25 protein-coding genes are annotated in these 25,371 nt (G+C 68.7%); 14 read left to right on the top strand and 11 right to left on the bottom strand.

Features of this window, described 5'->3' with window-relative positions; genetic code table 11:
- Positions 1 to 45 precede the first annotated feature (45 nt).
- Positions 46 to 1,266 (bottom strand): beta-ketoacyl synthase, encoded by a 1,221-nt coding sequence (locus CXQ97_RS03660; RefSeq protein ID WP_258062221.1) that lies wholly within the window; start codon positions 1,264 to 1,266, stop codon positions 46 to 48.
- Between the two features lie 354 nt (positions 1,267 to 1,620).
- Between CXQ97_RS03660 and CXQ97_RS03655 the strand changes: the two genes are divergently transcribed.
- The 4 genes from CXQ97_RS03655 to dacB all read left to right on the top strand — a co-directional run bounded on the left by CXQ97_RS03655 (position 1,621) and on the right by dacB (position 6,138).
- The gene (locus tag CXQ97_RS03655; protein ID WP_104179492.1) at positions 1,621 to 1,836 is read left to right on the top strand and encodes a hypothetical protein; all 216 of its coding nucleotides are present in this window, start codon (positions 1,621 to 1,623) and stop codon (positions 1,834 to 1,836) included.
- Positions 1,837 to 2,058: 222 nt separating this feature from the next.
- Positions 2,059 to 3,117 carry an AAA family ATPase gene (locus CXQ97_RS03650; RefSeq protein ID WP_104179491.1) on the top strand — a complete coding sequence of 353 codons (1,059 nt, stop codon included), beginning with the start codon at positions 2,059 to 2,061 and terminating at the stop codon, positions 3,115 to 3,117.
- 199 nt (positions 3,118 to 3,316) lie between these two features.
- Entirely contained in the window at positions 3,317 to 4,564 is a 1,248-nt protein-coding gene (locus CXQ97_RS03645; RefSeq protein WP_146069564.1) for a serine hydrolase, read from the top strand.
- Positions 4,565 to 4,605: 41 nt separating this feature from the next.
- Positions 4,606 to 6,138, top strand: coding sequence for a D-alanyl-D-alanine carboxypeptidase/D-alanyl-D-alanine-endopeptidase (gene dacB, locus CXQ97_RS03640; RefSeq protein ID WP_181034961.1), 1,533 nt, complete (start codon positions 4,606 to 4,608; stop codon positions 6,136 to 6,138).
- 139 nt (positions 6,139 to 6,277) lie between these two features.
- Here dacB and nrdF read toward each other — a convergent pair whose 3' ends face one another.
- The 4 genes from nrdF to nrdH form a co-directional block, all read right to left on the bottom strand.
- A complete protein-coding gene (gene nrdF, locus CXQ97_RS03635; RefSeq protein WP_104179488.1) occupies positions 6,278 to 7,252 on the bottom strand; it encodes a class 1b ribonucleoside-diphosphate reductase subunit beta in 975 nt (324 codons plus the stop codon).
- Between the two features lie 63 nt (positions 7,253 to 7,315).
- The gene (gene nrdE, locus CXQ97_RS03630; protein ID WP_104179487.1) at positions 7,316 to 9,475 is read right to left on the bottom strand and encodes a class 1b ribonucleoside-diphosphate reductase subunit alpha; all 2,160 of its coding nucleotides are present in this window, start codon (positions 9,473 to 9,475) and stop codon (positions 7,316 to 7,318) included.
- On the bottom strand, positions 9,472 to 9,939 hold the full coding sequence (nrdI, locus tag CXQ97_RS03625; protein WP_104179486.1) for a class Ib ribonucleoside-diphosphate reductase assembly flavoprotein NrdI: 468 nt from the start codon (positions 9,937 to 9,939) through the stop codon (positions 9,472 to 9,474). Before nrdI ends, nrdE begins: the two co-directional genes overlap by 4 nt.
- Before the next feature lie 37 nt (positions 9,940 to 9,976).
- Entirely contained in the window at positions 9,977 to 10,222 is a 246-nt protein-coding gene (nrdH, locus tag CXQ97_RS03620) for a glutaredoxin-like protein NrdH (RefSeq protein ID WP_104179485.1), read from the bottom strand.
- A 477-nt stretch (positions 10,223 to 10,699) separates the two neighbouring features.
- On the opposite strand from nrdH, the gene CXQ97_RS03615 reads away from it, so the two are divergent.
- On the top strand, positions 10,700 to 11,650 hold the full coding sequence (locus CXQ97_RS03615) for a LysR family transcriptional regulator (RefSeq protein WP_104179484.1): 951 nt from the start codon (positions 10,700 to 10,702) through the stop codon (positions 11,648 to 11,650).
- 131 nt (positions 11,651 to 11,781) lie between these two features.
- Here CXQ97_RS03615 and metE read toward each other — a convergent pair whose 3' ends face one another.
- From metE to CXQ97_RS03600, 3 genes are all read right to left on the bottom strand, one after another.
- On the bottom strand, positions 11,782 to 14,103 hold the full coding sequence (gene metE / locus CXQ97_RS03610; protein ID WP_258062219.1) for a 5-methyltetrahydropteroyltriglutamate--homocysteine S-methyltransferase: 2,322 nt from the start codon (positions 14,101 to 14,103) through the stop codon (positions 11,782 to 11,784).
- 58 nt (positions 14,104 to 14,161) lie between these two features.
- Positions 14,162 to 15,058, bottom strand: coding sequence for a methylenetetrahydrofolate reductase (locus CXQ97_RS03605; RefSeq protein ID WP_258062218.1), 897 nt, complete (start codon positions 15,056 to 15,058; stop codon positions 14,162 to 14,164).
- A gap of 221 nt (positions 15,059 to 15,279) precedes the next feature.
- Positions 15,280 to 16,401 carry an App1 family protein gene (locus CXQ97_RS03600; protein ID WP_104179481.1) on the bottom strand — a complete coding sequence of 374 codons (1,122 nt, stop codon included), beginning with the start codon at positions 16,399 to 16,401 and terminating at the stop codon, positions 15,280 to 15,282.
- Between the two features lie 231 nt (positions 16,402 to 16,632).
- On the opposite strand from CXQ97_RS03600, the gene CXQ97_RS03595 reads away from it, so the two are divergent.
- The 6 genes from CXQ97_RS03595 (at position 16,633) to fmdA (ending at position 21,341) form a co-directional block, all read left to right on the top strand.
- On the top strand, positions 16,633 to 16,989 hold the full coding sequence (locus CXQ97_RS03595) for a hypothetical protein (RefSeq protein ID WP_104179480.1): 357 nt from the start codon (positions 16,633 to 16,635) through the stop codon (positions 16,987 to 16,989).
- A gap of 142 nt (positions 16,990 to 17,131) precedes the next feature.
- Complete coding sequence (locus CXQ97_RS03590) at positions 17,132 to 17,515, top strand: hypothetical protein (protein WP_104179479.1); 384 nt, start codon at positions 17,132 to 17,134, stop codon at positions 17,513 to 17,515.
- Between the two features lie 96 nt (positions 17,516 to 17,611).
- Positions 17,612 to 18,271 (top strand): HD domain-containing protein, encoded by a 660-nt coding sequence (locus tag CXQ97_RS03585; RefSeq protein ID WP_104179478.1) that lies wholly within the window; start codon positions 17,612 to 17,614, stop codon positions 18,269 to 18,271.
- Between the two features lie 41 nt (positions 18,272 to 18,312).
- Positions 18,313 to 19,176 carry a hypothetical protein gene (locus CXQ97_RS19360; RefSeq protein ID WP_146069563.1) on the top strand — a complete coding sequence of 288 codons (864 nt, stop codon included), beginning with the start codon at positions 18,313 to 18,315 and terminating at the stop codon, positions 19,174 to 19,176.
- Positions 19,177 to 19,733: 557 nt separating this feature from the next.
- On the top strand, positions 19,734 to 20,051 hold the full coding sequence (locus CXQ97_RS03575) for a zinc ribbon domain-containing protein (protein WP_306739485.1): 318 nt from the start codon (positions 19,734 to 19,736) through the stop codon (positions 20,049 to 20,051).
- A gap of 33 nt (positions 20,052 to 20,084) precedes the next feature.
- The gene (gene fmdA / locus CXQ97_RS03570) at positions 20,085 to 21,341 is read left to right on the top strand and encodes a formamidase (RefSeq protein ID WP_104179475.1); all 1,257 of its coding nucleotides are present in this window, start codon (positions 20,085 to 20,087) and stop codon (positions 21,339 to 21,341) included.
- Between the two features lie 73 nt (positions 21,342 to 21,414).
- Here fmdA and CXQ97_RS03565 read toward each other — a convergent pair whose 3' ends face one another.
- Both CXQ97_RS03565 and CXQ97_RS03560 read right to left on the bottom strand, forming a co-directional pair.
- Positions 21,415 to 21,819, bottom strand: coding sequence for a VOC family protein (locus tag CXQ97_RS03565; RefSeq protein WP_104179474.1), 405 nt, complete (start codon positions 21,817 to 21,819; stop codon positions 21,415 to 21,417).
- A 123-nt stretch (positions 21,820 to 21,942) separates the two neighbouring features.
- A complete protein-coding gene (locus CXQ97_RS03560; protein WP_104179473.1) occupies positions 21,943 to 22,314 on the bottom strand; it encodes a VOC family protein in 372 nt (123 codons plus the stop codon).
- 226 nt (positions 22,315 to 22,540) lie between these two features.
- On the opposite strand from CXQ97_RS03560, the gene CXQ97_RS19745 reads away from it, so the two are divergent.
- From CXQ97_RS19745 to CXQ97_RS03550, 3 genes are all read left to right on the top strand, one after another.
- Positions 22,541 to 22,693, top strand: coding sequence for a hypothetical protein (locus CXQ97_RS19745; protein ID WP_181034960.1), 153 nt, complete (start codon positions 22,541 to 22,543; stop codon positions 22,691 to 22,693).
- 13 nt (positions 22,694 to 22,706) lie between these two features.
- Positions 22,707 to 24,122: an aspartate aminotransferase family protein gene (locus CXQ97_RS03555; RefSeq protein ID WP_104179472.1), complete on the top strand. Its 1,416-nt coding sequence runs from the start codon at positions 22,707 to 22,709 to the stop codon at positions 24,120 to 24,122.
- A gap of 175 nt (positions 24,123 to 24,297) precedes the next feature.
- Positions 24,298 to 24,699 carry a hypothetical protein gene (locus tag CXQ97_RS03550; RefSeq protein ID WP_104179471.1) on the top strand — a complete coding sequence of 134 codons (402 nt, stop codon included), beginning with the start codon at positions 24,298 to 24,300 and terminating at the stop codon, positions 24,697 to 24,699.
- Positions 24,700 to 24,794: 95 nt separating this feature from the next.
- On the opposite strand, the gene CXQ97_RS03545 is transcribed toward CXQ97_RS03550, so the two are convergent.
- Positions 24,795 to 25,157: a cupin domain-containing protein gene (locus tag CXQ97_RS03545; RefSeq protein ID WP_104179470.1), complete on the bottom strand. Its 363-nt coding sequence runs from the start codon at positions 25,155 to 25,157 to the stop codon at positions 24,795 to 24,797.
- Between the last annotated feature and the right edge of the window lie 214 nt (positions 25,158 to 25,371).

Raw genomic sequence — 25,371 nt, 5'->3', positions numbered from 1 at the left:
AGCGTCGAGGCACCGAGGACAGGCGGCCCCTCCCGTCGGGATCTGTCATGCAGCGGTGATGACGAGAGCGGTGCTGTGGCCGCCGAATCCGAAGGCGTTGGTGATGGCGGCTGTCGAGCCCGCACACCCGGTCGTGGTGTCGATGACGTTGAGGGCGATCTCGGGGTCGGGATTCTCGAAGTTGATCGTGCCGGGAAGTCGACCCGTCCTCAGGGCCTGCAGAGTCACGATGGCACCGAGCGTCCCGGCCCCTCCCAGCAGGTGCCCTGTCATGGACTTGGTGGAGGTGACCGGCACCTCGTTGCCGACCACGGTACTGATCGCACCCGCTTCGAGGAGGTCACCGACGGGGGTAGAGGTGGCGTGCGCGTGGACGAAGTCGATATCCGACCCCGTAAGCCCTGCCGCGGCGAGAGCCTTCTGCATGACCCGGTGTTGGATGGCCTGGTCGGCGGCCACGATGTCCCCGGCATCCGAGGTCACGGCTGCCCCGGCCACCCGACCGAGGATCTCGGCTCCCCGCGCCCGGGCGAACTCCTCCCGCTCGAGGACGATGATGCCGGCACCCTCGGCCATGACGAACCCGTTCCGGTCCCGATCGAAAGGCCGCGAAGCAGCCGCCGGGTCACCTCCGCTCGTCGAGAGGGCCCGGAGTTGAGCGAAACCGCTGATCGCCAGCTCGTTGACACATGCATCCACTCCCCCGGCCACGACGACATCCACGGCCCCCGACGTGATCATCTCGACACCCTGGGCGATCGCTTCGGCTCCCGAGGCGCAGGCACTCACCGGGGTACGGGCGCCTCCCTGCGCGCCGATGTCGATCGACACCCATGCCGAAGGCCCGTTCACCATGATCTGCGTCAACGTGTGCGGCGAGACCCGGCGCGATCCCCCGGCATCCAGGGTCCGCACCTGGGACAGCACCGTACCCAGACCTCCGTAGCCGGATCCGATCACGACAGCGAGCCTGTCGGGCTCGACGGCCGGCCGGCCGGCCTGGTCCCATGCCTCCCGCGACGCGACCAGCGCCAGGTGCCCGCAGCGATCCATACGCCGGAACTCCCTGGTGGACAGCGATGCTGCGGGATCGGCCAGGACGAGCCCGGCGAGGCGCACCGGTAGTTCCTGCGCCCACGGCTGATCCAGGGCCGCGATTCCCGACCGACCCTCGAGAAGGCCGTCCCAGGTCCGGGCAACCGTCCCTCCGAGGGGAGTCATTGCACCCATACCGGTCACCACTACGCCCCGCGCACTCTCAACCACAGCAATCCCGTCCTTATCCGTCGACCAACAGCGTCCGGTCCGCTCGCATCACCTGCCACCAGCTGCCGGGACCTACTCCAGTACCTCACGAAAGGGCACTCGATCCATGACAACGGCGTGTCCGGCGCAGGGTTTACACGACTCCCACTCGTGTTCCAGCATCTTCGTCCGGATCAGCACCCCGGCGCTCGCGCAGCTGCCGGGCTCCGTGTCCGAGCGTGTCGGGCTGGTGCTGTCTTGCATACTCCGCCATCTTGCAAGGGCATTCGACGAGCACCTGGTGCTTCCCCCGCTCGACCCGACGCGTCGACAATGGACGATGGGAACAGGGCAACGGGGCTCTCGGGAGGAAGCATGACGTCGGATCATCTGGAACGGGTAGCTACTGTCGCGCGGGCCACCGTCGACTCCGTCGACGCGGACCCGCCGGCGGAGCTTCAACGGGCGGTCGCCTCGGCTGTCATCAGCGGTGTGCCACTGGCCCTCGTCGCCGCGGTCGCCGACCTGCCGCTGCTTGCCGTCCTGGACGCCGTCGACGCGCTGGCCGCGTCGCAGCCGGGCAGCAGCTGAGCCCTCTGCTCCCGCCGGTGGGCGCGGAACCGGCCCTCCGTGGGCCGGCTTCACTCGCGGTGCAGCCGACCGGCGAGACCTGCCTGGCCACGCACTCGGGGCGGTCCGACCTGCGGTACTACAGTGGGGATCCACCCACCAAGAACCCTGCCGATCCACTGCATCGATCCGACCACCGCGGATCCTTCGCTCGCGTCCCAGGGATGGCTACAGGAGAAACGCATGGCTGCCAGCCGGAATCCGCTCGATGAGTTGCGCGAGACCATCGGCCATCTGGCCGATCAACTCAAGCTTCCGGGCTCGGAGCGCATCGACGACCGCGTCGGGGAATTCTTCAGCACGCGGCCCGGCCCGGCCCGGCCACTTTCCGAGGTGCAGGCCGAGCTCGACGCCCTGGTCGGCCTGGAGACGGTCAAGGAACAGGTGCGGGCGCTCGTCGCGCTGCTCCAGGTCCAGGCCCGCCGCAAGGCCCACGGGCTGCCGGAGGTCGCCACATCCCAGCATCTGGTGTTCCTCGGAAACCCCGGCACCGGCAAGACCACCGTGGCCCGTCTCCTGGCCGAGATGTACCGCGCGGTCGGGCTGCTGCAGAAGGGCCATCTGGTGGAGGTCGATCGGTCGGGCCTGGTAGGGCAGTACGTCGGTGCGACGGCCATCAAGACGGACCGGGTCATCCGGCGGGCGCTGGACGGCGTCCTGTTCATCGACGAGGCGTATGCCCTGACGCCGGAGGACGGCCGGATGGACTTCGGCCCCGAAGCGATCGAGGTCCTGCTCAAGCGGATGGAGGATCATCGCCATCGCCTGGTGGTCATCGTGGCCGGCTACCCGCGGCTGATGGAATCGTTCCTGCTCTCTAATCCCGGCTTGCGCTCCCGGTTCGCGCGCGAGATCACCTTCCCCGACTACTCGGTCGATGCGCTCGAGACGATCTTCAGCCAGATGCTGGTCCAGCACGAGTACACGCTGGAGCCGGGAGCGGACCAGATGCTGCGCCGCATCCTCGGGAACGTCCACGCCGGCGAGGACTCCGGTAATGCGCGCTTCGCCCGCACCCTGTTCGAGCAGGCGCTCAACCGGCAGGCGTTGAGGCTGTCGCTCGACGCGGACCGGAGTCTCGACGCGCTCGATCGTGATGACGTCATGACACTCACCACGGACGACCTCGTCCAGGCCGCGCAGGCCCTGGGCGAGCAACCGGAGCCGGAGGTCGAGTCCCGACCGGCGCCCGCATCGAAACCGGCAGGATGGTGGCGCTGGCTGCTGTCCTCCGATCAGTGAACCGGGCGCCTCCACCGGACGTGGGGAAGGTCCTGTCCCCCGCCTCCCGTGGCCTGGTGCCGTAAAACATGGACCCAGGTCGCTAGTGGCCCACCCGGGACAGGACTAGGTTACGGGCATGCGTCTTTACCGATCCGTATTGCGGTCCTGTGCGTCTGACTGACCAGTTCCGCGGTGCTGACGACCGAAGGAGCTGCTCGTGACGAGAAGCACCGTACTCTCGGGGCGCCGCGCATGCGCCGTCGGCGTCAGTGCCGCCGGCCTTGCCGCGGCGGTCCTGCTCGCAGGATGCGCCGGGACATCGCCCGGCGCCACGCCCCCGGCGTCCTCCACGGAATCGTCCACAGGATCGTCCACGGCCGCTTCCCCGGCGGCCGAGAGCCCGGACGGTCGCCCGGCCGCGCCAGGAGGAGAACTACCGAGAGACCTGCGGACCGGCCTCCAGGAAACCGTCGAGCAGACGATGACCGAGTACGGGGTGCCCGGAGCGGCTGTCGGCGTCTGGATCCCGGGAAAAGGCACCTGGACCACGGTCTCCGGTACGGCCGACGTCGAGAAGGACGTTGCCGTCGACCCCGCAATGCAGTGGCCCCTGCGCAGCATCACCAAGTCCTACACCGTGACGCTCGTCCTGCAACTCGTCGATCAGGGCGTGATCTCGCTCGACGACACGATCGACCAGTACGTCGAGGGTGTCACCGACGGCGACCGGATCACCCTGCGCGACCTCGCCGGCATGACCAGCGGCAACGCCGACTACACCAACGACGACTTCGTCGAGGCGTTCTCCGAGAACCCGGAGCGGATCTTCACCCTCGAGGACCTCAACGGTTTCATGCTGGGCAAACCCGCCCAGTTCGCACCGGGTGCCGGGAAGGTCTACACGAACGCGAACACCAACCTGCTCGGCGCCGTCGTCGAGCAGGCGACCGGACAGCCGTTCGACGCCGTGCTGGAGGACTTCATCCTCGAGCCTCTCGGCCAGGCCGACACGGAGTACATCGTCGACGTCGCGACCTGGGCTACCGCCCACCCGGTGGGCTACGCGCCCGACGATGACGGGCCCGACCCGCAGGGAACCAACATGTCCGTCTTCGGTCCGGCAGGATCGATGGTGTCCACGCTCGACGACGGGCGCGTCTGGGCTGAGACGCTCGCGACCGGTGCGCTGCTCGAGGAATCGACCCAGAAGCAACGCCTCGTCGGGGCACCCCTCGACGCCGGTCCGCCCTATGGTCTCTATGCGCTCGGCATCGGCGAGACCGGGGGCTGGTGGGGTCACAACGGTGAGGGCTTCGGCTTCACGGCTGCCCTCTTCCACCAGCCGGACACCGGTGCATCCGTCGTGGCCTTCATGAACCTCTCCAACGAGACATCGGGCGCCCATCCCGCCGATCAACTCTTCCGTCGCCTGGCAGCAGTCATCGAGAGTGGAGCAGAACCATGATCCGACGTCTCCGGAGAACGACAGCAGCGGCGGCTGCGCTGATGCTCGTCACCGCTGGGGCGACGGCCTGCAGTGTCGCTCCTGCCGCGGACGACGAGAGCGCCGCGTCGCAGGTGCCGGCTGCGGCGCTGGAGGTCATGGAGCAGCCGGAGTACGCGAACGGTCGCTGGCAGATCACGGCCACCGACATCGACACGGGGGAGGTGCTCATCGACCTCGACGGGGACAGGATGGCCGAACCCGGCTCGTTCGTGAAGACCTACAGCGCGGGCGCGGCGTGGCTGACCTGGGGACCGGATCATACCCTCACCACCCCGGTGAAGCGGGTCGGCGAGGTCGTCGACGGGGTGCTCCAGGGCAACCTCGTCCTCGTCGGGAAGGGGGACCTCACGATGGGCGGGCGCACGAAGCCCGACGGCACCGTCGACTTCACGGATCTCGACCACAACGATGCCAATCCGCTTCCCGGGGCCACGCTCACGCCGGAGGACCCGCTGACGGGATTGAACGAGCTCGCCGCGCAGGTCAAGGGCTCCGGGATCGACGCGGTCAGCGGGGAGGTCGTCATCGACGACCGGCTCTTCGCGGGCGAGCTGGCCGGAGAACCGATCACCCCGATCATCGTCAACCAGAACCTGCTCGACCTCCAGATCACGCCGGGAGAGGTCGGCGAACCGGCGATGGTCGAGCTGACCCCTGCCGTAAAGCCGTGGCGAGTGGTGAGTGACATCCGGACCGTTGCAGCCGGCGAACAGGCGGAGGTGACCAATCCGACGTCGGCAGGAGACGGCGAGATCGTGATCAGCGGTACGATCGCCGCCGGCAGCGAACCGCAGGTGAAGGTGCTCGTGCTGGAGGACCCCGCGACCTTCGCCCGCACGGCGTTCATCGAGGCTCTCGAGCGGGCAGGCGTATCGGTGTCCGGCGACCCGACCGCCGTGAACTCGACGACCATGCTCGCTCCGCAGGGAGACATCGCCGGACTCCCGTCCGTCGCCGAGCTGGAGTCGCTACCGCTGGCACAGGAAGCGACCTACGTCATGAAGATCAGCTACAACCGCGGCGCCCAGACCTTCATCTGCCTCCTGGCCGTGGAGACCGGCAAGGACGACTGCAGCACCGGAATGAGCGAGGCCGGCAGGATCTGGAAGGACGCCGGTCTCGACATCACGGGAGCCGCCCTGATCGACGGCTCGGGCCTGGCCGGCAACTACATCACGGCCGAGAACGCAGCCCGGATCCAGACGATCATGGCGGAGCGCCCGGATGCCGGGCGCTGGCGGGACACCCTTCCGATCCTGGGCGTGGACGGCTCACTGTCGACAGTGCAGGTCGACAGTCCCGCCGCAGGGAAGGTGTTCGCCAAGACCGGCACGCTGGCCGGGGGCGACTCGTTCAACGGCCGCCTCCGCCTGGCCACCAAGACGCTCGGAGGAGTCATGGAGACCGCGAGCGGCCGGAACGTCGCGTTCACGATCATCATGAACCAGGGGTTCGCGGACGGCATCGAAGGGGTGTTCACGGCGAACGATGACGTCGGGGCGGTCGCGGCGGCGATCCAACAGAGTTACTGACCGGTGCGCCGAGGCCGGGCGCGACCTCGACGCACAAGAGAGGGCCCGGTCGGAGGATCCCCGACCGGGCGCTCCGGGTCTTCCCACCAGACGACCGGGCTCTCGCCTGGCCCCGCATCTCACGGGATGTGATGAAGAGCTAGAAGTCCCAGTCCTCGTCCTCGGTGTTCACGGCCTTGCCGATCACGTACGAGGAACCCGAGCCGGAGAAGAAGTCGTGGTTCTCGTCGGCGTTCGGGGACAGCGCCGAGAGGATCGCCGGGTTCACGTCGGTCACGGAGGAAGGGAACATCGCCTCGTAGCCCAGGTTCATCAGCGCCTTGTTGGCGTTGTAGTGCAGGAACTTCTTGACGTCCTCGGCCAGGCCGACGGAGTCGTAGAGGTCGTGCGTGTACTGGACCTCGTTCTCGTACAGCTCGAAGAGCAACTCGAACGTGTAGTCCTTGAGCTCCTGGCGGCGCTCCGGCGTCGCGCTCTCCAGCCCGCGCTGGTACTTGTACCCGATGTAGTACCCATGGACGGCCTCGTCACGGATGATCAGGCGGACGAGGTCCGCCGTGTTCGTGAGCTTGGCCCGCGAGGACCAGTACATCGGCAGATAGAAGCCGGAGTAGAACAGGAACGACTCCAGCAGCGTCGAGGCGACCTTGCGCTTCAGGGGGTCATCGCCACGGTAGTAGTCCGTGACGATGTGCGCCTTCTTCTGCAGGTTCACGTTCTCGGTGGACCAGCGGAACGCCTCGTCGATCTCCTTGGTGGAGGCCAGCGTGGAGAAGATCGACGAGTAGCTCTTGGCGTGCACCGACTCCATGAACGCGATGTTCGTGAGGACGGCCTCCTCGTGCGGGGTGAGGGCATCCGGGATCAGACTGACTGCGCCCACCGTGGCCTGCACGGTGTCGAGCAGGGTGAGGCCGGTGAAGACGCGCATGGTGAGCTGCTGCTCCTCGGGTGTCAGCGTGGCCCACGACTGCACGTCGTTGGACAGCGGCACCTTCTCGGGCAGCCAGAAGTTGTTCACCAGGCGGTTCCAGACGTCCACGTCCTTGTCGTCCTGGATGCGGTTCCAGTTGATGGCCTGGACCTGGTCGACGAGCTTCAGTTTCTCGCTCATAGTGTGTTCCTTGCTTGGGTGGTGTGACGACGGGAAGGACTGCGGGGAACTACATTCAGTTGCCTAGAGCATGCAACTGACGCAGCCCTCCACCTCGGTCCCTTCCAGCGCGAGCTGGCGGAGACGGATGTAGTAGACGGTCTTGATGCCCTTGCGCCACGCGTAGATCTGCGACTTGTTGATCTCGCGCGTGGTGGCGGTGTCCTTGAAGAACAGCGTCAGGGACAGGCCCTGGTCCACGTGCTGCGTGGCAGCGGCGTAGGTGTCGATGATCTTCTCGTAGCCGATCTCGTACGCGTCCTGGTAGTACTCCAGGTTGTCGTTGGTGAGGTACGGGGCCGGGTAGTACACGCGGCCCAGCTTGCCTTCCTTGCGGATCTCGATCTTCGACGCCACCGGGTGGATGGACGACGTCGAGTTGTTGATGTACGAGATCGAACCGGTCGGCGGGACGGCCTGCAGGTTCTGGTTGTAGATGCCGTGCTCCATGACCGAGGCCTTCAGGGCACGCCAGTCCTCCTGCGTGGGGATGTGCACGTCGGCGAACAGCTCACGCACGCGCGGCGTCGCAGGCTCCCACACCTGGTCGGTGTACTTGTCGAAGAACTCGCCGGAGGCGTACTTCGACTTCTCGAAGCCGGCGAACCGGCGCCCCGTCTCGATGGACATCAGGTTCGACGCCCGGATGCAGTGGTACACCACCGAGTAGAAGTAGATGTTCGTGAAGTCCAGGCCCTCGTCGGAGCCGTAGTGGACCCGCTCACGGGCGAGGTAGCCGTGCAGGTTCATCTGGCCGAGGCCGATGGCGTGCGAGGCGTCGTTTCCCTTGGCGATCGAGGGCACCGAGCTGATGTGGCTCATGTCCGAGACGGCCGAGAGGGTGCGGATCGCGGTCTCGATGGTCCGGCCGAAGTCGGGCGAGTCCATGGTCTTCGCGATGTTCAGCGAACCGAGGTTGCAGGAGATGTCCTTGCCCACCTGGTCGTAGGACAGGTCCTCGTGGTACGTGGTGGGCTCGGAGACCTGGAGGATCTCGGAGCACAGGTTGGACATGATGATCTTGCCGTCGATCGGGTTGGCCCGGTTCACGGTGTCCTCGAACATGATGTACGGGTAGCCGGACTCGAACTGGATCTCCGCGAGGGTCTGGAAGAACTCGCGGGCCTTGATCTTGGTCTTCTTGATGCGGGCGTCGTCCACCATCTCGTAGTACTTCTCGGTGACCGAGATGTCGGAGAACGGCATGCCGTAGACGCGCTCGACATCGTACGGGGAGAACAGGTACATGTCCTCGTCGCGCTTGGCGAGCTCGAACGTGATGTCGGGGACGACGACGCCGAGGGACAGCGTCTTGATGCGGATCTTCTCGTCCGCGTTCTCGCGCTTCGTGTCGAGGAAGCGGTTGATGTCCGGGTGGTGGGCGTGCAGGTACACCGCTCCGGCACCCTGGCGGGCACCGAGCTGGTTGGCGTAGGAGAAGCTGTCCTCGAGGAGCTTCATCACGGGGATGACGCCGGATGACTGGTTCTCGATCTGCTTGATCGGCGCGCCGACCTCGCGGATGTTGGTCAGGGCGAAGGCCACGCCGCCGCCGCGCTTCGAGAGCTGCAGGGCCGAGTTGATGGACCGGCCGATCGACTCCATGTTGTCCTCGATGCGGAGCAGGAAGCAGGAGACGAGTTCACCGCGCTGGCGCTTGCCGGCGTTGAGGAAGGTGGGGGTGGCGGGCTGGAAGCGGCCGTCGATGATCTCGTCGACCATCTGGGTGGCGAGCTGCTCGTCGCCCCGTGCCAGGTGCAGGGCGACCATGCAGACGCGGTCCTCGTAGCGCTCGAGGTAGCGCTTGCCGTCGAACGTCTTCAGCGTGTACGAGGTGTAGTACTTGAAGGCGCCGAGGAACGTCTCGAAGCGGAACTTCTTGGCGTACGCGCGCTTGAAGAGGTCACGAATGAAGTTCATCGTGTACTGGTGGAGCGTCTCCCGCTCGTAGTACTCGTTCTTCACGAGGTAGTCGAGCTTCTCCTCCAGGTCGTGGAAGAAGACCGTGTTGTTGTTCACGTGCTGCAGGAAGTACTGGTGCGCAGCCTCGCGGTCGGCGTCGAACTGGATCTCCCCGTTCGCGCCGTACAAGTTGAGCATGGCGTTCAGCTCGTGATAGCCCATGTCCTTGAAGCGGTCCACCGCGGCTGCGGGTGCGCCCGTCTCCGTCTCTGCAACACTCATGTCCAAAACTCTTCCAATCCTTTGGTTACGCGGTCCACGTCCTCGGACGTGCCCATGACTTCGAATCTGTACAGCACCGGCACGTCGCACTTCGCGGCGACGATGTCGGCGGCAAGGCAGTAGGTCTCACCGAAGTTGGTGTTCCCGGCCCCGATGACCCCCCTGAGGAGGTCCCGGTTCTGCTCGTTGTTCAAGAACTTGACGACCTGGCGGGGTACCGCACCCTTGCCGGTGATCCCCCCGTAGGTGGGGAGGACCAGGACGTAGGGGCGGGTGGCCCGCAACGTGGGCTCCTTCGTGAGCACCGGCATACGGGCGGCCCGGATGCCCAGCTTCTTCACGAAGCGGTGGGTGTTGTCGGAGACCGACGAGAAGTAGATCAGCGGGGCACCGGTGACCGGCCCCTCCGTCTCCCCGACCGGGGGTACGGAGGTGGCCTGGTCGTCCACGGCGAGGGCGCTCATCCTGATGCCGCGCGGTAGGGACCCCGGAGGGATCCGGTCAGGCTACGGAGCTGACGAGGGAGTCCGCGAGGGCACTGATCTTGTCGGGACGGAAGCCGGACCAGTGGTCGTTGTCGGTGATGACGACGGGGGCCTGCATGTAGCCCATCGACCGGACGCGCTCGAGCGCCGTCGGGTCCTGCGAGATGTCGACGCTCTGGTAGGCGATGCCCTTCTTGTCCAGAGCGCGGTACGTGGCATTGCACTGAACGCAAGCCGGCTTCGTGTAAACCGTGACGGTCATTTCCTGGTCCCCTTTTCCTCATACGGCTGCTGATCTTCCACCAGCAGCGTGCTGTCGAGGCATGAGCGGCGCGGCCCCGGAAATGGGGAAGAAATCTGGGGTTTCTCGCACCTTGCGGCTCATGCTGTGCAGCGACTGTTTCTGTCCCTCGATACTACATCTAGTACGGACCGTTGGGACAGACCCCTACATGATGTATTACAAGTATGTCATTCGGGGAGCGAGTAGTCCACACGATGTCCACAGATCAGCCCCCGGCGGAAGCCCGGAAACCCGCCGATCCGGCCCTGTTCGAGGGCCCCGGTCCACATGCTGTGGAGTACTTCCCCACAGCCGCAAGAAATTCTCGTGTCGTGTTTTTCCGGCGTGTCGCGTCGGCCGCCGCAGGGGCGTGCACGACGGCGCAGCGCCTCCGCAGCGGACCTCGCGTCGGCCCCGGTAGGCTCGACATCCGGACGGACGAGAAGGAGATGCTGCATGGTCAATCCGGTCCACCTGCGGACGCTGCTCGAGGTCCTCCGCCACGGCTCCTTCAGCGGGGCCGCCACGAGCCTCGGCTACACGGCGTCGGCCGTGTCGCAGCAGATGTCGGCGCTCGAGCGGGACACGGGCGCCACCCTCTTCCTGCGCTCCGCCCGCAGCGCCCTCCCCACGGACGCGGCGCTCGCCATGGCGCGACATGCCGCGAAGGTCCTGACGGACATCGACGCCCTGCTCGCCTCGACCGTGCGCGCCGGTTCCGGACCCGCGCACGAACTCCGGCTCGGGATCTTCCCGAGCCTCGCGACGTTCGCCCTGCCGCGGCTGCTCCGCATGCCCGAGTGGCAGCGGCTCGGGGTGTCGCTGCGCCTGTTCGTCGGGGAACCCTCCCACGCCATCCAGGGGCTGCGGACGGGAGGCGACCTCGACCTCGCCCTCGTCTACCAGGTGGGCCAGGCCGGTCTCGCCTGGCCGTCGACGCTGAGCCGCCAGTGGATCGGCGACGACGACTTCCGGGTCATCCTGCCCGCGAGCTGGGGCATCCGCAGCGGCTCCCGCGTCACCGCGGACCAGCTCGCCGACATGCCGTGGATCATGCACCACCCGGGGACCGCCGACGCCACGGTGATCGAGCGGCTCTTCGCGAGCTGCAACCTCCATCCCAGGATCGCCGCGTACTGCGACGACTTCAACGCGAGTCTCGAACTCACCGCTGCAGGCCTCGGCGCGGCGCTCGTGCCCGAACTCGCCATGGTCAACCGGCCCGACGGCGTCGTGGCGCTCGACGTCCCGGAGATCCGGCTCGCCCGCAGCATCTTCGCCCTGCGCACGGGCGACGCCGACGACGCGCGGGTGCGGCTCTTCATGGATCAACTCGCCGACATCCTCCGGAGCCAGAGCATCGGGCCGAAGCACACGGCTCCGGGGTACGCACCCTCCGACCGCTGATCGCCCATCGACCCCCCCGTTCCTCGACCACGCCGCGAACGGCACAGCCTCCACCCCGCCGTACGCCGGTGTACAGCGCGGACCGCAGGGGGAAGGCGATCCCGGTCCCGGAGGTCGCCGTCGGGCGGTGCCTAGCCCCGGATGGCGACCGCCGCCCGCACGGACCGGGCGGCGTCCACCAGGTTCCGCAGCGACTGCTCGACCTCCCGGTACCCGCGCGTCTTGAGCCCGCAGTCCGGGTTCACCCAGAGCTGCGCGGCCGGGACGTGCCGGACGGCGCGCTCCAGGAGCAGGCGGATCTCCTCGGCGTCGGGCACGCGCGGCGAGTGGATGTCGTACACCCCGGGCCCCACACCCCGGCCGAAGCCGTGGTGCTCGAGGTCGTGCACCACCTCCATGCGGGACCGCGCGGCCTCGATGGACGTGACATCGGCGTCGAGACCGTCGATCGCCGCGATCACGGCCCCGAACTCGGAATAGCACAGGTGGGTGTGGATCTGGGTCGCGGGCGCCGCAGAGGACGTCGCCAGCCTGAAGGCCCGCACCGCCCAGTCGAGATAGGCGGCCTGGTCGGCGTGGCGCAGGGGCAGGAGCTCCCGCAGCGCCGGCTCGTCCACCTGGATGATGCGCGTCCCGGACCGCTCGAGGTCCTCCACCTCGTCCCTCAGGGCGAGCGCCAGCTGGAAGGCCGTGTCGGCCAGCGGCTGGTCGTTCCGGACGAAGGACCAGGCGAGGATGGTGACCGGGCCCGTGAGCATGCCCTTGACGGGCCTGTCGGTGAGCGACTGGGCGAAGGACGTCCAGGGCACCGTGATCGGCGCCGGTCGGGAGACGTCTCCCCAGAGGATCGACGGGCGGGTGCACCGCGAGCCGTAGGACTGCACCCAGCCGTGCTGCGTGACGTCGAACCCGTCGAGGTGTTCGGCGAAGTACTGCACCATGTCGTTGCGTTCGGGCTCCCCGTGCACCAGGACGTCGAACCCGAGCTCCTCCTGCAGGCCGATGACGTGCCGGATCTCGTCCTGCAGCACGGTCTCGTAGTCGCCTGCCGGGAGCGCGCCTGTCGCCGCCCGCGCTCGGGCGGATCGGACGCCGGGGGTCTGGGGGAAGGAACCGATCGTCGTCGTCGGCAGGAGCGGCAGGTCCAGTGACGCCTGCTGGGCGGCGAGCCGCTCCGCGAACGGGCGCCGCTCGAAGTCAGACGGCGCCAGCGCGGCGGCGCGTGCACGGACGGCAGGGACGTCGACCCCGCGGGCGCCGCCCCGCTCCGTCAGCACCCGTGTCGCCGCAGCGATCTCACGGTCGACCGCCCCGGGATGCGCCGCGTGCTGGGCGAGGACCGCGACCTCCCGGACCTTCTGGTCCGCGAAGGACAACCAGGAGCGCAACCGCGCGTCGAGCGCCTGTTCCGCTCCCGTGTCGTGCGGTACGTGCTGGAGCGAGGTCGACGTCGCCACCGACAGGGCGACGCCGTCGGTCCTCAGCGCGTCGATCGTCGCGGCCGCCGCCCGGAGGTCGGCCTTCCACACGTTGCGCCCGTCGACGACCCCCGCGACGAGTGTCCTGCCCCGCAGCAGTGCCAGGTCCTCGGCCGTCGGCGGCGTGCCCCTCACCAGGTCGAGGTGTACGGCGTCGACGGCGGTCGCGGCGAGCGCCGCCAGGCGCGTCCCGGGCGATCCGTACGGGGTGGTCACGAGGACCGCCGGGCGTCGTGACGCCTCCGTGAGCCGGCCGTAGGCGTGCCGGACCGCGCCCTGGATGCGTTCCTCGGGGAGGGTGGAGTCGGCGACAAGGGCGGGCTCTTCGAACTGGACCCACCGGATACCCCGCCCCGCGAGGCGGCGGAGGAGCTCCGCGTACAGGGGCAGCACGTCGTCGATGCGGTCGAGCGGGTGGAAGGAGGCGCGGGAATCCTCGGCCGCCTTGCTGAGGAGGAGGAACGTCACGGGCCCGATCAGCGTGGGACGCACCCGGTAGCCGGCCTCGGCGGCCTCGTCCGCGTCGCGCAGCACCGTGCCCGTGGACAGTGCGAACGGCGACTCCTCACCGATCTCGGGCACGAGGTAGTGGTAGTTGGTGTCGAACCACTTGGTCATCTCGAGGGGCGGCCGCTCCTCGTCCCCCCGCGCCAGGGTGAAGTACGCGTCGAGGCCGACGGCGCCGTCGTCGTCCGGAAGGTCCGCGAAACGATCGGGTACGGCGCCGAGGACGACGGCGGTGTCGAGCACCTGGTCGTAGAGGGAGAAGGACGCGGGGATGGCACTGCCGTGCGGGTCGAGTCCGAGGTCGGTCAGCCGGGCGTAGCCGGCCTCCCGGATCCGGCGTGCCTCACGTTCGAGGGTCGGCGCGTCGGCCTGACCGGACCAGTACGCCTCCAGCGCCTTCTTCAGTTCGCGGCGCGGCCCGATGCGCGGGTAGCCGATGATCGTGCTGTGCGGGAAGGGGACGGACACGGGATCTCCTGACGGCTGTCGTGGATGGGAGGCGGCGTCCGTGGCGGCGCTGCCGGTGCTACAGGGAGGCGGCGAGGCCGGCCTGCGGTGGCCGCTCGAGGTCGAGGGCGTCGAGGACGTCGAGTGCGGCGGCATGCTCGTTGAAGGTGTAGAGGTGGATGCCCGGAGCGCCGTCGTCGAGCGCCGCCCGCGCGAGGTCCACGGTGGCCGCGACGCCGACACGACGGCGCTCCTCGTCGCTACGGGCGCCCTCGAGCCTGTCCCACAGGACCTGATCGACGTCGACGCCGGCGAGGCCGCTCAGCTTCTTGAGCCGCCGCGTGCTGGTGAGCGGCATGACGCCCGGGATGATCGGCAGGGTGACGCCGGCGCGGCGTGCCCGCCGGAGGAGGCTCGCGTAGTCGGAGGACCGGAAGAACACCTGCGTGATCGCGAAGTCGGCGCCCGCGGCCTCCTTCGCGAGGAGCACCTCGATGTCCTGCTCGACGGTCGGCGAGTCCGGGTGGCGGGTCGCATACGCCGCGACGCCCACGGAGACCCGGCCGGCCGCGAGCTGCGCTGTGTGCTGCGCCTCGACCTCGCGGATGAGCCGGACGAGCCCGTCGGCGTGCTCGACGTCGCCCTCCTGCACCCCGCCGTCCGGCGCGTCGCCGCGGAGCGCGAGGATGCCGCGGACTCCCCCGCCGATGAGCCGGTCGATGATCGCCGCCAGGTCCGTGCGGCTGCTGCCGACGCAGGTCAGGTGAGCGAGCGGCTTCAGCGTGGTCTCGGTCAGGAGCCGCCGCAGCAGGTCGATCGCGGTCTCCCTGTTGCTGCCGGCCGCGCCGTACGTGACGGACACGAAGTCGGGCCGCGTGTCCTCGAGCCGGCGGACGGTCGTCCACAGGGACTCCTCCGCCGCGGCGTTCCGCGGTGGGTACAGTTCGTAGGAGAGTGCCGGGTAGGACGGTGACATCGGGTCCTCTTCGTACGTGCCGTCCATCGCCCGGGAGGCGGCGCTGAGGCGGGAGGTCGGGGCTGCCGCGGAGGGCCGCGGCCGTGCGTACGATGGCCAGGCCCGTCCGGGGGTACCCACATCCCCAGCACCGACCCGCTGTAGCTAGGACCACACGCTACGACAGTCCCGCGACGGGCATCAAGTACCCGCGGAAGAATGACGCGGGATCCACCCGGGTGTCAGGTCCCCTCGGTCTCCTCGGGTACCTGGGCCTGCTCGGGGACATCGGCCGTGCGCGCGTCCTCCTCGATGATGCCGAGCTCCACGAGCCGCGCGGACATCCCGGCGCCGTCGGGAGCATAGATCCAGGGGATACCCGGCATCGGCCGCACCCCCGTCTTGGAGCGCCCGCCTGCGAGGACCGCCTCACCGGTGGAGAGCTGACGGATCGCGATGGCGCGGACGTTCTGCGGGTGGCGCTGTGCGAACTCCGAATAGATCGCCTCGTCGTGCTGGCCGTCGTCGCCCACCAGCAGCCACTTCATGGTGGGGAACTCCTCGGCGAGGCGCTCGAGCGACGTCCGCTTGTGGTCCTGGCCGCTGCGGAACCAGCGGTCTCGCGTGGGGCCCCAGTCGGTGAGCAGCTTCGGGCCCGCCGGGTACAGGTTCCGGGAGAGGAACCGGGACAGCGTCGGGGCCACGTTCCAGGCTCCGGTCGAGAGGTACAGGACGGGCGCCGAGGGTAACGTCCGGACGATCCGCTCGTAGAGGACCGCCATGCCGGGCGTCGGGGTCCGGGCATGCTCGTCCAGCACGAACGTGTTCCAGGCGGCCAAGAAGGGCCGTGGCAGGGCCGTCACCATGACGGTGTCGTCGATGTCGGAGACGACGCCGAACTCCGTACCGTCCGCGACGATCCGCACCGGTGCCTCGACCGTCTTCGATTCCCCGGACTGGAGCGAGATGGTGTGCCAGCCGGAGGCGAGGGTCACGGGGATGCGGGCATCCACCACGCCCCCGCGGTCCGCCTCGACGTCGTGGACGGTGTCCCCGATGGTGACATGGACCACGGCGTGCGCCACCGGCGCGCTCGTGAAGTTACGCCAGCCCCGCATGCCCTCCTGCAGGGGCTTGAGCGGGCCGGCCTCCGAACCACGTCCTGTGTCCCGCGGATCGCTGAGGACGACGCGGGCGAGCACCCGCACCCACGACGTCGTGCCGTACCCCGTATAGGGGATGACGGTCTCGACCCTGCCGCGCCGGATCGCCAGGCGCGTCTGGAACCGCAGCCAGGCATCGTCGAGGCGCATCGCCACATGACGCTCCCCTCCGGTCGTGGAGGTGTTGCTGCTCGGGGACATGGACGGGGTGTGCGGCTTCGCAGAACGGGGACACATGCGTCCCAGTCTGGCACGGGACACCCCGACGGACGAGGTATCTTCCGGACGCGCCGTCCACCGCGAGACACACGCACGCGGATACAGGTAACGGGCGGCTAACAACTTGCGTCACGTTATGCCGGCGTCTTGTCGCGGCGAACCGACGGCTGCGACTCTGGAGCTTCCAGTCGGCGAACGATCATCGGGGAACCCATGGCATACGAGGAAGAACTGCTCGGCGTCCGCTTCAAGGAGGACGCGATCCTGCGCGACTGGGACAGGGCCGCACTGGAGGATCCGGGCACCACCGCCGCCGACCTCGCGCACGCAGTACTCTTCGGCAGGGCGCAGTCCGCCCTCGAGGCAGTGGCAGCAGGAGGCGTGGGCCTCACCGTCGACCATGCTCGGGCCCTGCACTTCGCCAACGAGATGGCCGCCCTGCGACACTACGCGCCCCTGATCGCTGTGGTGGACGGTCTCCCCGCGCTCGCTCCGGGCGTCCGCCCGCTCATCGACAGCCTTCCCGGCCGCGGCCTGTGGGACGGCCAGCCGGCCTGGACGCTCCCCTAGCCCACCCATCCGGTCCCGCCGGAGCTCCGAATATCGCCTGGCCGCTGCCTCTCGCGTGGCCTGCCGCCCGTGGCGGCCCGATCGATGTCCCGAGCGTACTGCGACGTGCCGTGGGGGACTGCATGGAAGGCGCTGGACGGGGATGGAGACGAACGTGGTGCACGCCCGTAGTGCGCAGACGCCCTCCGACGACCCGGTCAGATTCTCCGTCACGGTCCTGCCGTTCGTGCTCCGTCTCCGGTGGAGTCCGCGCCTCGTGATCGACCGGGAGGACATCACGCGGGTCGGCTCCGCGATGGTCGCCTCCGGCGGATCGGCCCTCCCCCTGCTGGTCGAGGTGTCCGCTCTCCAGGAAGTCACCTGGGAGGCGCGGACGGCCGTCCTCTCCTACACGCATCCGGCAAGGATCGCGATCGTCGGCTCGGATGCCGTCGACCTCGTGCTGACGGCGTTCGCCGTCAGATCGTCCTCCGAGACCCGGTTCTTCACCGACCGCGACGAGGCCGTGCTGTGGTTGCTGCAGTAGCCCCGGGCGCCCGCATCAGGTGCCCGCGTCAGCCACGCCGCACGACGCCGGAGCACCACCTGCCGAGCGCCGCGCCGGATCTGCAATGATGTCGCCATGCAGTTGCACGGCTTCACCGCACCCCGTACCCGGGCGGCACGCGCCGCCTTCGAGCTGGCAGCCGCCCACCATTCGCCCGCAGTACTGAACCACGTGGTCCGGTCGTGGCTGTGGGCGGAGGCGTTCGCGCTCGTGGAGGACCGGCAGGATGTCGACCATGAGCTGCTGTACACCTCCGCCGTGCTGCACGACATCGGGCTGGTGCCGGCCTTCGACAACGCCGTCCTCTCCTACGAGGAGGCCGGCGGGCATGTCGCGGTCGCCCTCACCGCCGGTGCCGGCTGGGCTCCCGACCGACGCCGTCGCGCACTCGAGGTGATCGTGCGACACAACTGGCCCTCGGTGGATCCCGCGATGGACGTGGAGGGGTACCTGCTGGAGACCGCCACGGGCCTGGACATCAGCGGTGCACGGCCTGATGCCCTCCCGCGGGACTTCGTCCGCGAGGTCCTGGCCGCGTATCCCCGCCTAACTCTCGGGCAGGAGTTCACGGCGAGCGTGACGGAGCAGGCCCTGCGCAAGCCGACGACCGCAGCGCAGCGGCTCGTGCAGGGTGGGATCGCGGCGAAACTGGCGTGCCACCCGCTCGAGGGTGCGCCCGAGACCCTCTCGGACGGACAGCCTTCCGGACGAGCGGGGAAGGCGGCTGAAGGATAAGCTGTCCGTCGTGGGCGCTGGGTCCATAGACTGGGGGAATCATGAGCAAGCCCTTGAAGTGGACGTTGTCCTTCGCCGTCCTCGTCACGGTGGGCGGCCTGACGCTCGGTGTGCCTGCGGCGTCCGCGGCCGAGGTGTGCACGCCCCCCAGTAGCGCCGCCGACTGCGCGCCGGGCGGCTCGGGTGCCGTGGTGAGGACGCCCGTCCCTCTCGCGCCCGCCCCGACGCCATCGATCCCTGTCATCCCGGAACCGACACCCGAACCACCCCCTACCACCACCCCTGTGCCCCCCGCCCCGACCACTCCCCCGGTTCCTGATCCAGTGGAGCCCCCGCCCCCCGCGCCGACCCCGACGCCGACGCCGACGCCCGAAAGTCCCGCACCCGTACCGGAAGGCCCTCCGACGACGGACGCCCCCCTCCCCGTGCCGCTCCCGGTCCAGCCGGTCCAGCCGGTGGAGCAGTTCCCGCAGGTCGGGCCGTCCATCCTCCCCCCGCCGGCGCCCGTGATCATTCCCGACGTCGTCGTCGAGGAAGCGCCGACGGAGGAGGCGACGGAGGTGGTCCCGCCGAAGACGGCGACCCCGAAAGCGACCCCGAAGGCGACCCCGACCGCCGAGCCGTCCCCGTCGGCGACTCCCCGCGCGTCGGCGTCATCCTCCGCGACGCCCGAAGCTGCGGCCGGTGCGATCGACCGGGCGGATTCGCGGCAGGGACCGAACATCCCGCTGCTGGCACTCCTGTCGGTCGTCATCCTCGGCTGCCTCACAGGGCTCGTGAAGGTCGCGGGTTTCCCCCGGCGTGACGCATCGGAAGGGTCCCTCGCTCACCTGGGGATCATGGAGGGGCGGGTCTCCGGACACCGCGCCGACACGCTCCAGCGGGGTCGGCGCGAGCGCCACTGACCCCTGGCGACGGCTGCGATGTTCGGCCCTGCTCGTGCAGGGCCATCACCGGTATCCGTCCTCCTGGGACACCCAGCCGGGATGGGGTTCTCCGCGCGGCGGATCTCCCGTCCGGCGCCATGGACGGCAGTCCGGGAGGAGCTTTCCTGACCTTGTCACCGTCGGGCCACGGATCGTTGACAGTGAATATCGGCCGGGCTAGTATCGCCGTCACCACCGCATACCTCTGCTGCCGACCGCCGTTCCTGCACCCATTGTTCCAAGGGCGGCCCGCAGGACGACGGCTGCCTTCATGACAGCGTCATTGACGGACCGTGATGACCGGACCGTCCCGCATCCCACTCTTCGTATCGCAATGGAGCGCCATGAACGGTGTCGGTCCGGCCTGTGTCAGCCCCATTCTGTTCGTCGACGGCCCTGAGCACGTCCGACCGGCTCCGGATGAGCCTGCGGACATCCTCGATGCCCTGTGACAGCCTTCCTGATCGGCAGGCGCGGCGTCCCGGGCGTGAATCCCGTGTACCGGCGAGCGCAGACCGGTGCCGCCCGCCTGATCCATGACCCGGGCAAGGACGGTCCGCTGCATGCCGATCTATGAGTACCGATGCCCCCGATGTGACGTCTACGAGATCATCCGCGCCCTCGGGGCGGCCCCCGACGCGGAGGACTGCCCGACCTGCGGGCAACCGGCCCGGCGGTTGATCAGTGCCCCCCACCTGTCGAGGACGAATACCCCCTCGTCCAGGCTGATCGATGCGGCCGAGCGCAGCGCGACCGAACCGGACGTGATCACGGGAGGGATTCCCCCGTCGCGCGTCCGCAGCACACCGACCTACTCGTCCAATCCACTGTCCAGGAAACTGCCGCGGCCCTGATCCTGGTCCGCGACGTCCATCGAAGGAGACGATATGCCCGATGTCATCTTTCCGCTCGATTCGAGCAGGAAGTTCGAGGACCAGGAGAAGGTCGGACACAACCGGTGGCATCCGGAGATCCCTCCGGTGGCCACGGTGAAGCCCGGAGACTCCTTCCGGGTCCATTGCCGTGAATGGTTCGACGGCGCCATCGTCAATGACGATTCCGCCGACGACATCCTGAACGCGCCGCTGCTCACCGTCCATAAACTCAGCGGCCCCTTCGCCGTGGAAGGGGTGAAGCCCGGGGACCTCCTCGTCGTGGACATCCTGGATGTGGGTCCGATCCCGCAGGAGGATTCAGGCCCTCTCGCCGGGCAGGGCTGGGGCTACACCGGCATCTTCTCGCGCAACAACGGCGGAGGATTCCTCACCGACCAGTTCCCCGACGCCTACAAGGCCATCTGGGACTTCAGCGGGCAGGTGGCGACCTCGCGCCATGTGCCGGAGGTGTCCTACGTCGGGCTCATCCACCCGGGCCTGATGGGAACCGCCCCCTCCGCGGGCCTGCTGGCGAAGTGGAACAAGCGCGAGGGAGACCTCATCGCCACGGACCCCAATCGGGTTCCCCCGCTCGCCCTGCCGCCCGAGCCACGGGAAGCCCTGCTCGGGAGCCTTCCGGCGTCGGACGTCGACCGGGTGGCGGGCGAGGCGGCCCGTACGGCACCTCCCCGGGAGAACGGCGGCAACCAGGACATCAAGAACCTGTCGAAGGGCTCCCGGATTTTCTACCCCGTGTTCGTGGACGGCGCGAACCTGTCCCTGGGCGATCTCCACTTCTCGCAGGGCGATGGTGAGATCACCTTCTGCGGCGCCATCGAGATGGGCGGGTTCATCGACCTCCGCGTCGATGTCATCAGGGGAGGGATGGAGACCTACGGGGTGGGTGAGAACGCCATCTTCATGCCCGGCATCGTGGACCCCCGGTACAGCGAATGGATCGCCTTCTCCGGCACGTCGGTGACCCTCGACGGCGAGCAGCGCTATCTCGACTCGCACCTGTCCTACCAGCGGGCCTGCCTGCATGCGATCGATTACCTGACGAAGTTCGGCTACAGCCCGGAGCAGGCCTACCTGCTGCTAGGATCGGCGCCGATCGAAGGCAGGCTGTCCGGCGTGGTGGACATACCGAACTCCTGCTCGACGGTCTACATACCCACGGCGATCTTCGACTTCGACGTCCGTCCCTCCGCCGCCGGACCGCACAGGATCGACCCAGGTATGGGCGCACCCCGATCGAGCAACACCTAGTCCCGCACTCGACCTCCGCACCCGACCGGCGACCGAACGGACCAGGGCCCCAAGGGCAGGAGCCCGGCCCGGGTCAGGGTCTGCGGTCGGTGATCTGCTGGATGATCCAGCGATTGCCGTCGGGATCGGCGAAGGAGCAGAAGCCGACATTGTTCAGGTCGTCGTCGGGCAGCCGGGGCCGCACCCCGTCCCGCGCGTACACCTGGATCTCGGAGACCCCGACCCCGCGTGCGGTGAGCTCACGGTGGGCTGTCTCGAGGTCGGCCACCACCAGTTGCAGGCCCTCGAGGGATCCGGGCCTCATACCGGTACGGTCCTGTCCGATCTGGATGGAGCAGCCCGATCCGGGCGGAGTGAGCTGGACGACCGTGCCGTCGAGGTCGAAGTCGAGGATGAACCCGACCTGGTCGGCGTAGAAGGTCTTCGCGCGGTGCACATCGCTGACCGGCACCGAGACGACTTCGAGGGTGTACCTCATGGCATGAGTCCGATCTGTCCGTCCGTCCGGCCCGGTGGCGGGTCCGGGATCCTGCGTCCTGCTCGGAGTCCCGTCCAGCAGGGTCCCCGCCTCGCTCCGAGGCGGAGGCCGACGGGGCTCCCCCTAGGCATCGGCTCCGGCCGGCTGCCAGAGCTGGATGCTGTGCCCTTCGGGGTCGGAGAGGGAGGCGAAGAGGCCGTTCGGGTATGCCTCCGGATCCCGCTCGACGGGGATGCCGGCGTCCTCCAGCTGCTTGATCATCGCCTGGAGGTCGCGCACCCGGAAGGTCACGGCCCAGCCGGCTCCTCGAGCGAGATGGTCGGAGTCGGCAGGCAGGGCGGCGAAGACCGTGGGACCGGCAGCCTGCCTCCACGAGGACGACTCGTAGGTCTCCGGCGGAGGATCGATGCCCAGGTGTGCGCTGTACCAACCCGCAAGGGCCTCGGGATCCCGCGCGCGGAAGAACAGCCCGCCGATCCCCTCCACCCTTTCCATGGGCCGACCCTACTCAGATCCGCCACGGCGTCAATGCGCCGACCGCCGAGCTCGTGGACGTATCGAACGGCCGTTGACGGGGCACGGGAGCGGGAATAGCATGCCCGTGTCGGCGTCGTCTGACGCCCTCGAGGAACCATCACCGGTCTCGTCACCGAGCAGGCAATGAATCTCGTTCATCAGGCAGGACACCGGACGCGTGATCCTGCGACGCCGAGGAGTCACAGTGAAAGACCTCAGGAGATTCCGCCGTCTTCCCCTGTTGCTCGCCCCCACCTTCACCGCCGGGGTCGCACCCGCCGGCGCCGGGAACACCATCCAGGACGTGACGGACGTCCGCGGCCTCCCCGATCATTCGGCGGAGGAGCGCGCGTCGTGATGCGAGCGTGGCCATGACAGCACCGGAGGAGAGCTACAGCGATGCCCTGATGGCGGCGTTCAGGCACGCACGCCGGTGGCTGGGGAGTCAGGAAGAGCGGCGTGTCGGCCCGAGGCTGACCGCCGCCGAGCTCGCCCCGGCGTTCGGCGGTCCCCTGCCGCAGGACGGGACGCCGGCGGCCGACGTCGTGGAGTACCTGGCAGAACGAGCCGAACCCGGCCTCATGGCCATGCCGTCCGGACGCTTCTTCGGCTGGGTCATCGGCGGCACGTTGCCTGCGGCCCTGGCTGCGGACTGGCTGGTGAGCGCCTGGGACCAGAACACCGGGCTCCGGTTCGCCACTCCTGCCACGGCGGCCATCGAGGAAGCCGCCGGCCGATGGCTGCTCGAGCTCCTGGGCCTTCCACAGGAAGCAGGAGCCGGCTTCACCACGGGTGCCACGATGGCGAACTTCACGGGACTGGCCGCGGCTCGATGGCGCCTGATGACCGACGCGGGCTGGGATCTCGACGCGGATGGCCTCGCCGGAGGACCCCGGATCCGCTGTTTCGTGGGCGAGGAGCGGCACGACACGATCGATCTGGGCCTCCGCTACCTCGGGCTGGGCCGACCGACTGCGGTGCCCGTCGACCGGCAGGGCCGCATCGACCCCGCTGGACTGGACCGCGCCCTGGCCGGTACCGGGCGAGGAGAGTCCGGCGGGTCGGGCCATGCCCCGCTGCTGGTCTGCCTGCAGGCCGGTAACCTGCACTCCGGCGCCTTCGACCCGTTCAGGGAGGCGATCGCCGTCGCGAAGTCGCACGGCGCCTGGGTCCATGTGGACGGCGCGTTCGGGCTGTGGGCCGCCGCCGTGCCGGAGCTGGCGGCCCTCACCTCGGGGATGGACGGCGCAGATTCCTGGGGCACCGACGCACACAAGACGTTGAACGTGCCCTACGACTGCGGGATCGTCGTGGTCCGGGACGCCCTGGCCCTGCGTGCGGCCATGGGCGTGCACACCAGTTACCTGATCCAGGAGGCGGACGGCCCGGCAGACCCCTTCGAGACCGTTCCCGAGCTGTCCCGGCGTGCCCGTGGCGTGCCGGTGTGGGCGGCACTCAAATCGCTGGGCCGGGACGGCGTCGCCGATCAGGTCCGGGGGCTCGTGCTGCACGCCCGGCGCCTCGCGGAACGGCTGGCCGAACTGGACGGCGTAGAGGTGCTCAACGACGTCTCCTACACCCAGGTCTCGCTGGCCTTCGGCGACGACTCGACCACGCGTGCGGTGACCGCCCGCATCATCGCCGACGGACGGGTCTGGATGTCCGGCTCACGCTGGCAGGACCGCGACATCCTGAGGATCTCGGTGAGCAACTGGAGTACCGACGACGCCGACACGGCAGTCGCCGTCGACGCGGTGCGGGACGCCCTCGCGGCCGTCCGGGGCTAGCGGCGCGGACGGACCGGTGGCAGATCCTACCGGTGCCGTCGTCGGGCATCCGTCGGGCAGCTGCCGGCGGGGACCTGCCGGCCGCCGACGCGTGGCAGCTGCGCACCCTGGCGTCGCTCTTCCAGGCCGATGCCCTCTGGCGGCTAGGCTGACAGGAGCCGATGGAAGGGGCACGATGCCACACGGACGCAGTGACGAGGACTGGTCGCGCATGATGGAGGCCGCTCGGAACATCATGGTGCATACCGCCCGCCGGCAGCAGCTGATCGCCTACACGGATCTGAACCGGGACCTCAATGAGGACGCCGGCACGCAACCATTCGACTCCCCGCGGGATGCGGACCGGAACGCGCTGGTCACGCTGCTTGCCGACGTCGTGAAGGACGACCTGCTGCACAGCCGCTTCATGCTGTCGTCGGTGGTGGAGGTCACGGACGGTGACGGACCCGGCGAGGGCTTCTACGCCCTCGCCGAGTATCTCGACCACCTCGAACCCGGTGCATCCGCGGAGCGGAAGCATGAGTTCTGGATCGAACAGGTGAAGCTGACCCACGACCATTACAGGCGGCGCATCTAGAGGTGGCGCCTCGTGCTGTCGCTCACCCGCGGGGTGATGGGTGTGCTTCCGCGCCGGTGGGAATGCGCTCGGTGATGTCGCGCCCGGTCCCGGGTTCAGGGTTTCGCGTAGTCGGCGAATCCTTGCCAGTCGATGAAGACACAGGGTGCATCCCCCACCACCCAGGCGTCGTGCCCCGGGGCCATCGTGGCGACGTCCCCGGGCCCGTACTCCATCTCCTCACCGTCGTCCATGACGACCTTCATCCGGCCCGACACGAAGTACCCCACGTGGGCGGCCTGGCAGCTTTCGGTCCTGGCGATCGGCTTGACGTGCTCGGACCACCGCCAGCCCGGCTGGAACGTGGCGCGGCCCACCGCACCCTGTCCCGGATCGACGAGTTGAAGGTGGCCCGTACCGCCTTCGAAGGGACGCGTCTCCTCGGGCGTGTCGAGACTCTTCCGAATCAGACCTGACATCGTGACCTCCTGTGGTTGGTCCTGCTTGTGGATCGGACTGCGTCGACCGCTCTCGGGTGGTCTTCACCCGGGCGCGCCGGGGCGACGGAGATGCGTAGGGTCGGGGTGTTTCCGACGCCCATCCGCATCCGCGCAGCAGGAGCGAGTGCCCTCCGGGTCGTCCGGGAGACCACCGCCCAGGACGAGGCGTTCCCTCCGCCGTCAGCGGAGGGAC

It is taken from the genome of Arthrobacter sp. B0490 (genome assembly GCF_002929355.1).
Lineage (GTDB): Bacteria > Actinomycetota > Actinomycetes > Actinomycetales > Micrococcaceae > Arthrobacter_D.
This window is presented reverse-complemented; position numbering and strand designations above follow the sequence as displayed.

Coding starts and splice junctions, on each gene's coding strand:
- CXQ97_RS03655 (WP_104179492.1), top strand. CDS start 1,621: ATGACGTCGGATCATCTGGAACGGGTAGCTACTGTCGCGCGGGCCACC.
- CXQ97_RS03650 (WP_104179491.1), top strand. CDS start 2,059: ATGGCTGCCAGCCGGAATCCGCTCGATGAGTTGCGCGAGACCATCGGC.
- dacB (WP_181034961.1), top strand. CDS start 4,606: ATGCTCGTCACCGCTGGGGCGACGGCCTGCAGTGTCGCTCCTGCCGCG.
- nrdF (WP_104179488.1), bottom strand. CDS start 7,252: ATGAGCGAGAAACTGAAGCTCGTCGACCAGGTCCAGGCCATCAACTGG.
- nrdE (WP_104179487.1), bottom strand. CDS start 9,475: ATGAGTGTTGCAGAGACGGAGACGGGCGCACCCGCAGCCGCGGTGGAC.
- nrdI (WP_104179486.1), bottom strand. CDS start 9,939: ATGAGCGCCCTCGCCGTGGACGACCAGGCCACCTCCGTACCCCCGGTC.
- nrdH (WP_104179485.1), bottom strand. CDS start 10,222: ATGACCGTCACGGTTTACACGAAGCCGGCTTGCGTTCAGTGCAATGCC.
- CXQ97_RS03615 (WP_104179484.1), top strand. CDS start 10,700: ATGGTCAATCCGGTCCACCTGCGGACGCTGCTCGAGGTCCTCCGCCAC.
- CXQ97_RS03605 (WP_258062218.1), bottom strand. CDS start 15,058: ATGTCACCGTCCTACCCGGCACTCTCCTACGAACTGTACCCACCGCGG.
- CXQ97_RS03600 (WP_104179481.1), bottom strand. CDS start 16,401: ATGTCCCCGAGCAGCAACACCTCCACGACCGGAGGGGAGCGTCATGTG.
- CXQ97_RS03595 (WP_104179480.1), top strand. CDS start 16,633: ATGGCATACGAGGAAGAACTGCTCGGCGTCCGCTTCAAGGAGGACGCG.
- CXQ97_RS03590 (WP_104179479.1), top strand. CDS start 17,132: ATGGAGACGAACGTGGTGCACGCCCGTAGTGCGCAGACGCCCTCCGAC.
- CXQ97_RS03585 (WP_104179478.1), top strand. CDS start 17,612: ATGCAGTTGCACGGCTTCACCGCACCCCGTACCCGGGCGGCACGCGCC.
- CXQ97_RS19360 (WP_146069563.1), top strand. CDS start 18,313: ATGAGCAAGCCCTTGAAGTGGACGTTGTCCTTCGCCGTCCTCGTCACG.
- CXQ97_RS03575 (WP_306739485.1), top strand. CDS start 19,734: ATGACCCGGGCAAGGACGGTCCGCTGCATGCCGATCTATGAGTACCGA.
- fmdA (WP_104179475.1), top strand. CDS start 20,085: ATGCCCGATGTCATCTTTCCGCTCGATTCGAGCAGGAAGTTCGAGGAC.
- CXQ97_RS03565 (WP_104179474.1), bottom strand. CDS start 21,819: ATGAGGTACACCCTCGAAGTCGTCTCGGTGCCGGTCAGCGATGTGCAC.
- CXQ97_RS03560 (WP_104179473.1), bottom strand. CDS start 22,314: ATGGAAAGGGTGGAGGGGATCGGCGGGCTGTTCTTCCGCGCGCGGGAT.
- CXQ97_RS03555 (WP_104179472.1), top strand. CDS start 22,707: ATGACAGCACCGGAGGAGAGCTACAGCGATGCCCTGATGGCGGCGTTC.
- CXQ97_RS03550 (WP_104179471.1), top strand. CDS start 24,298: ATGCCACACGGACGCAGTGACGAGGACTGGTCGCGCATGATGGAGGCC.
- CXQ97_RS03545 (WP_104179470.1), bottom strand. CDS start 25,157: ATGTCAGGTCTGATTCGGAAGAGTCTCGACACGCCCGAGGAGACGCGT.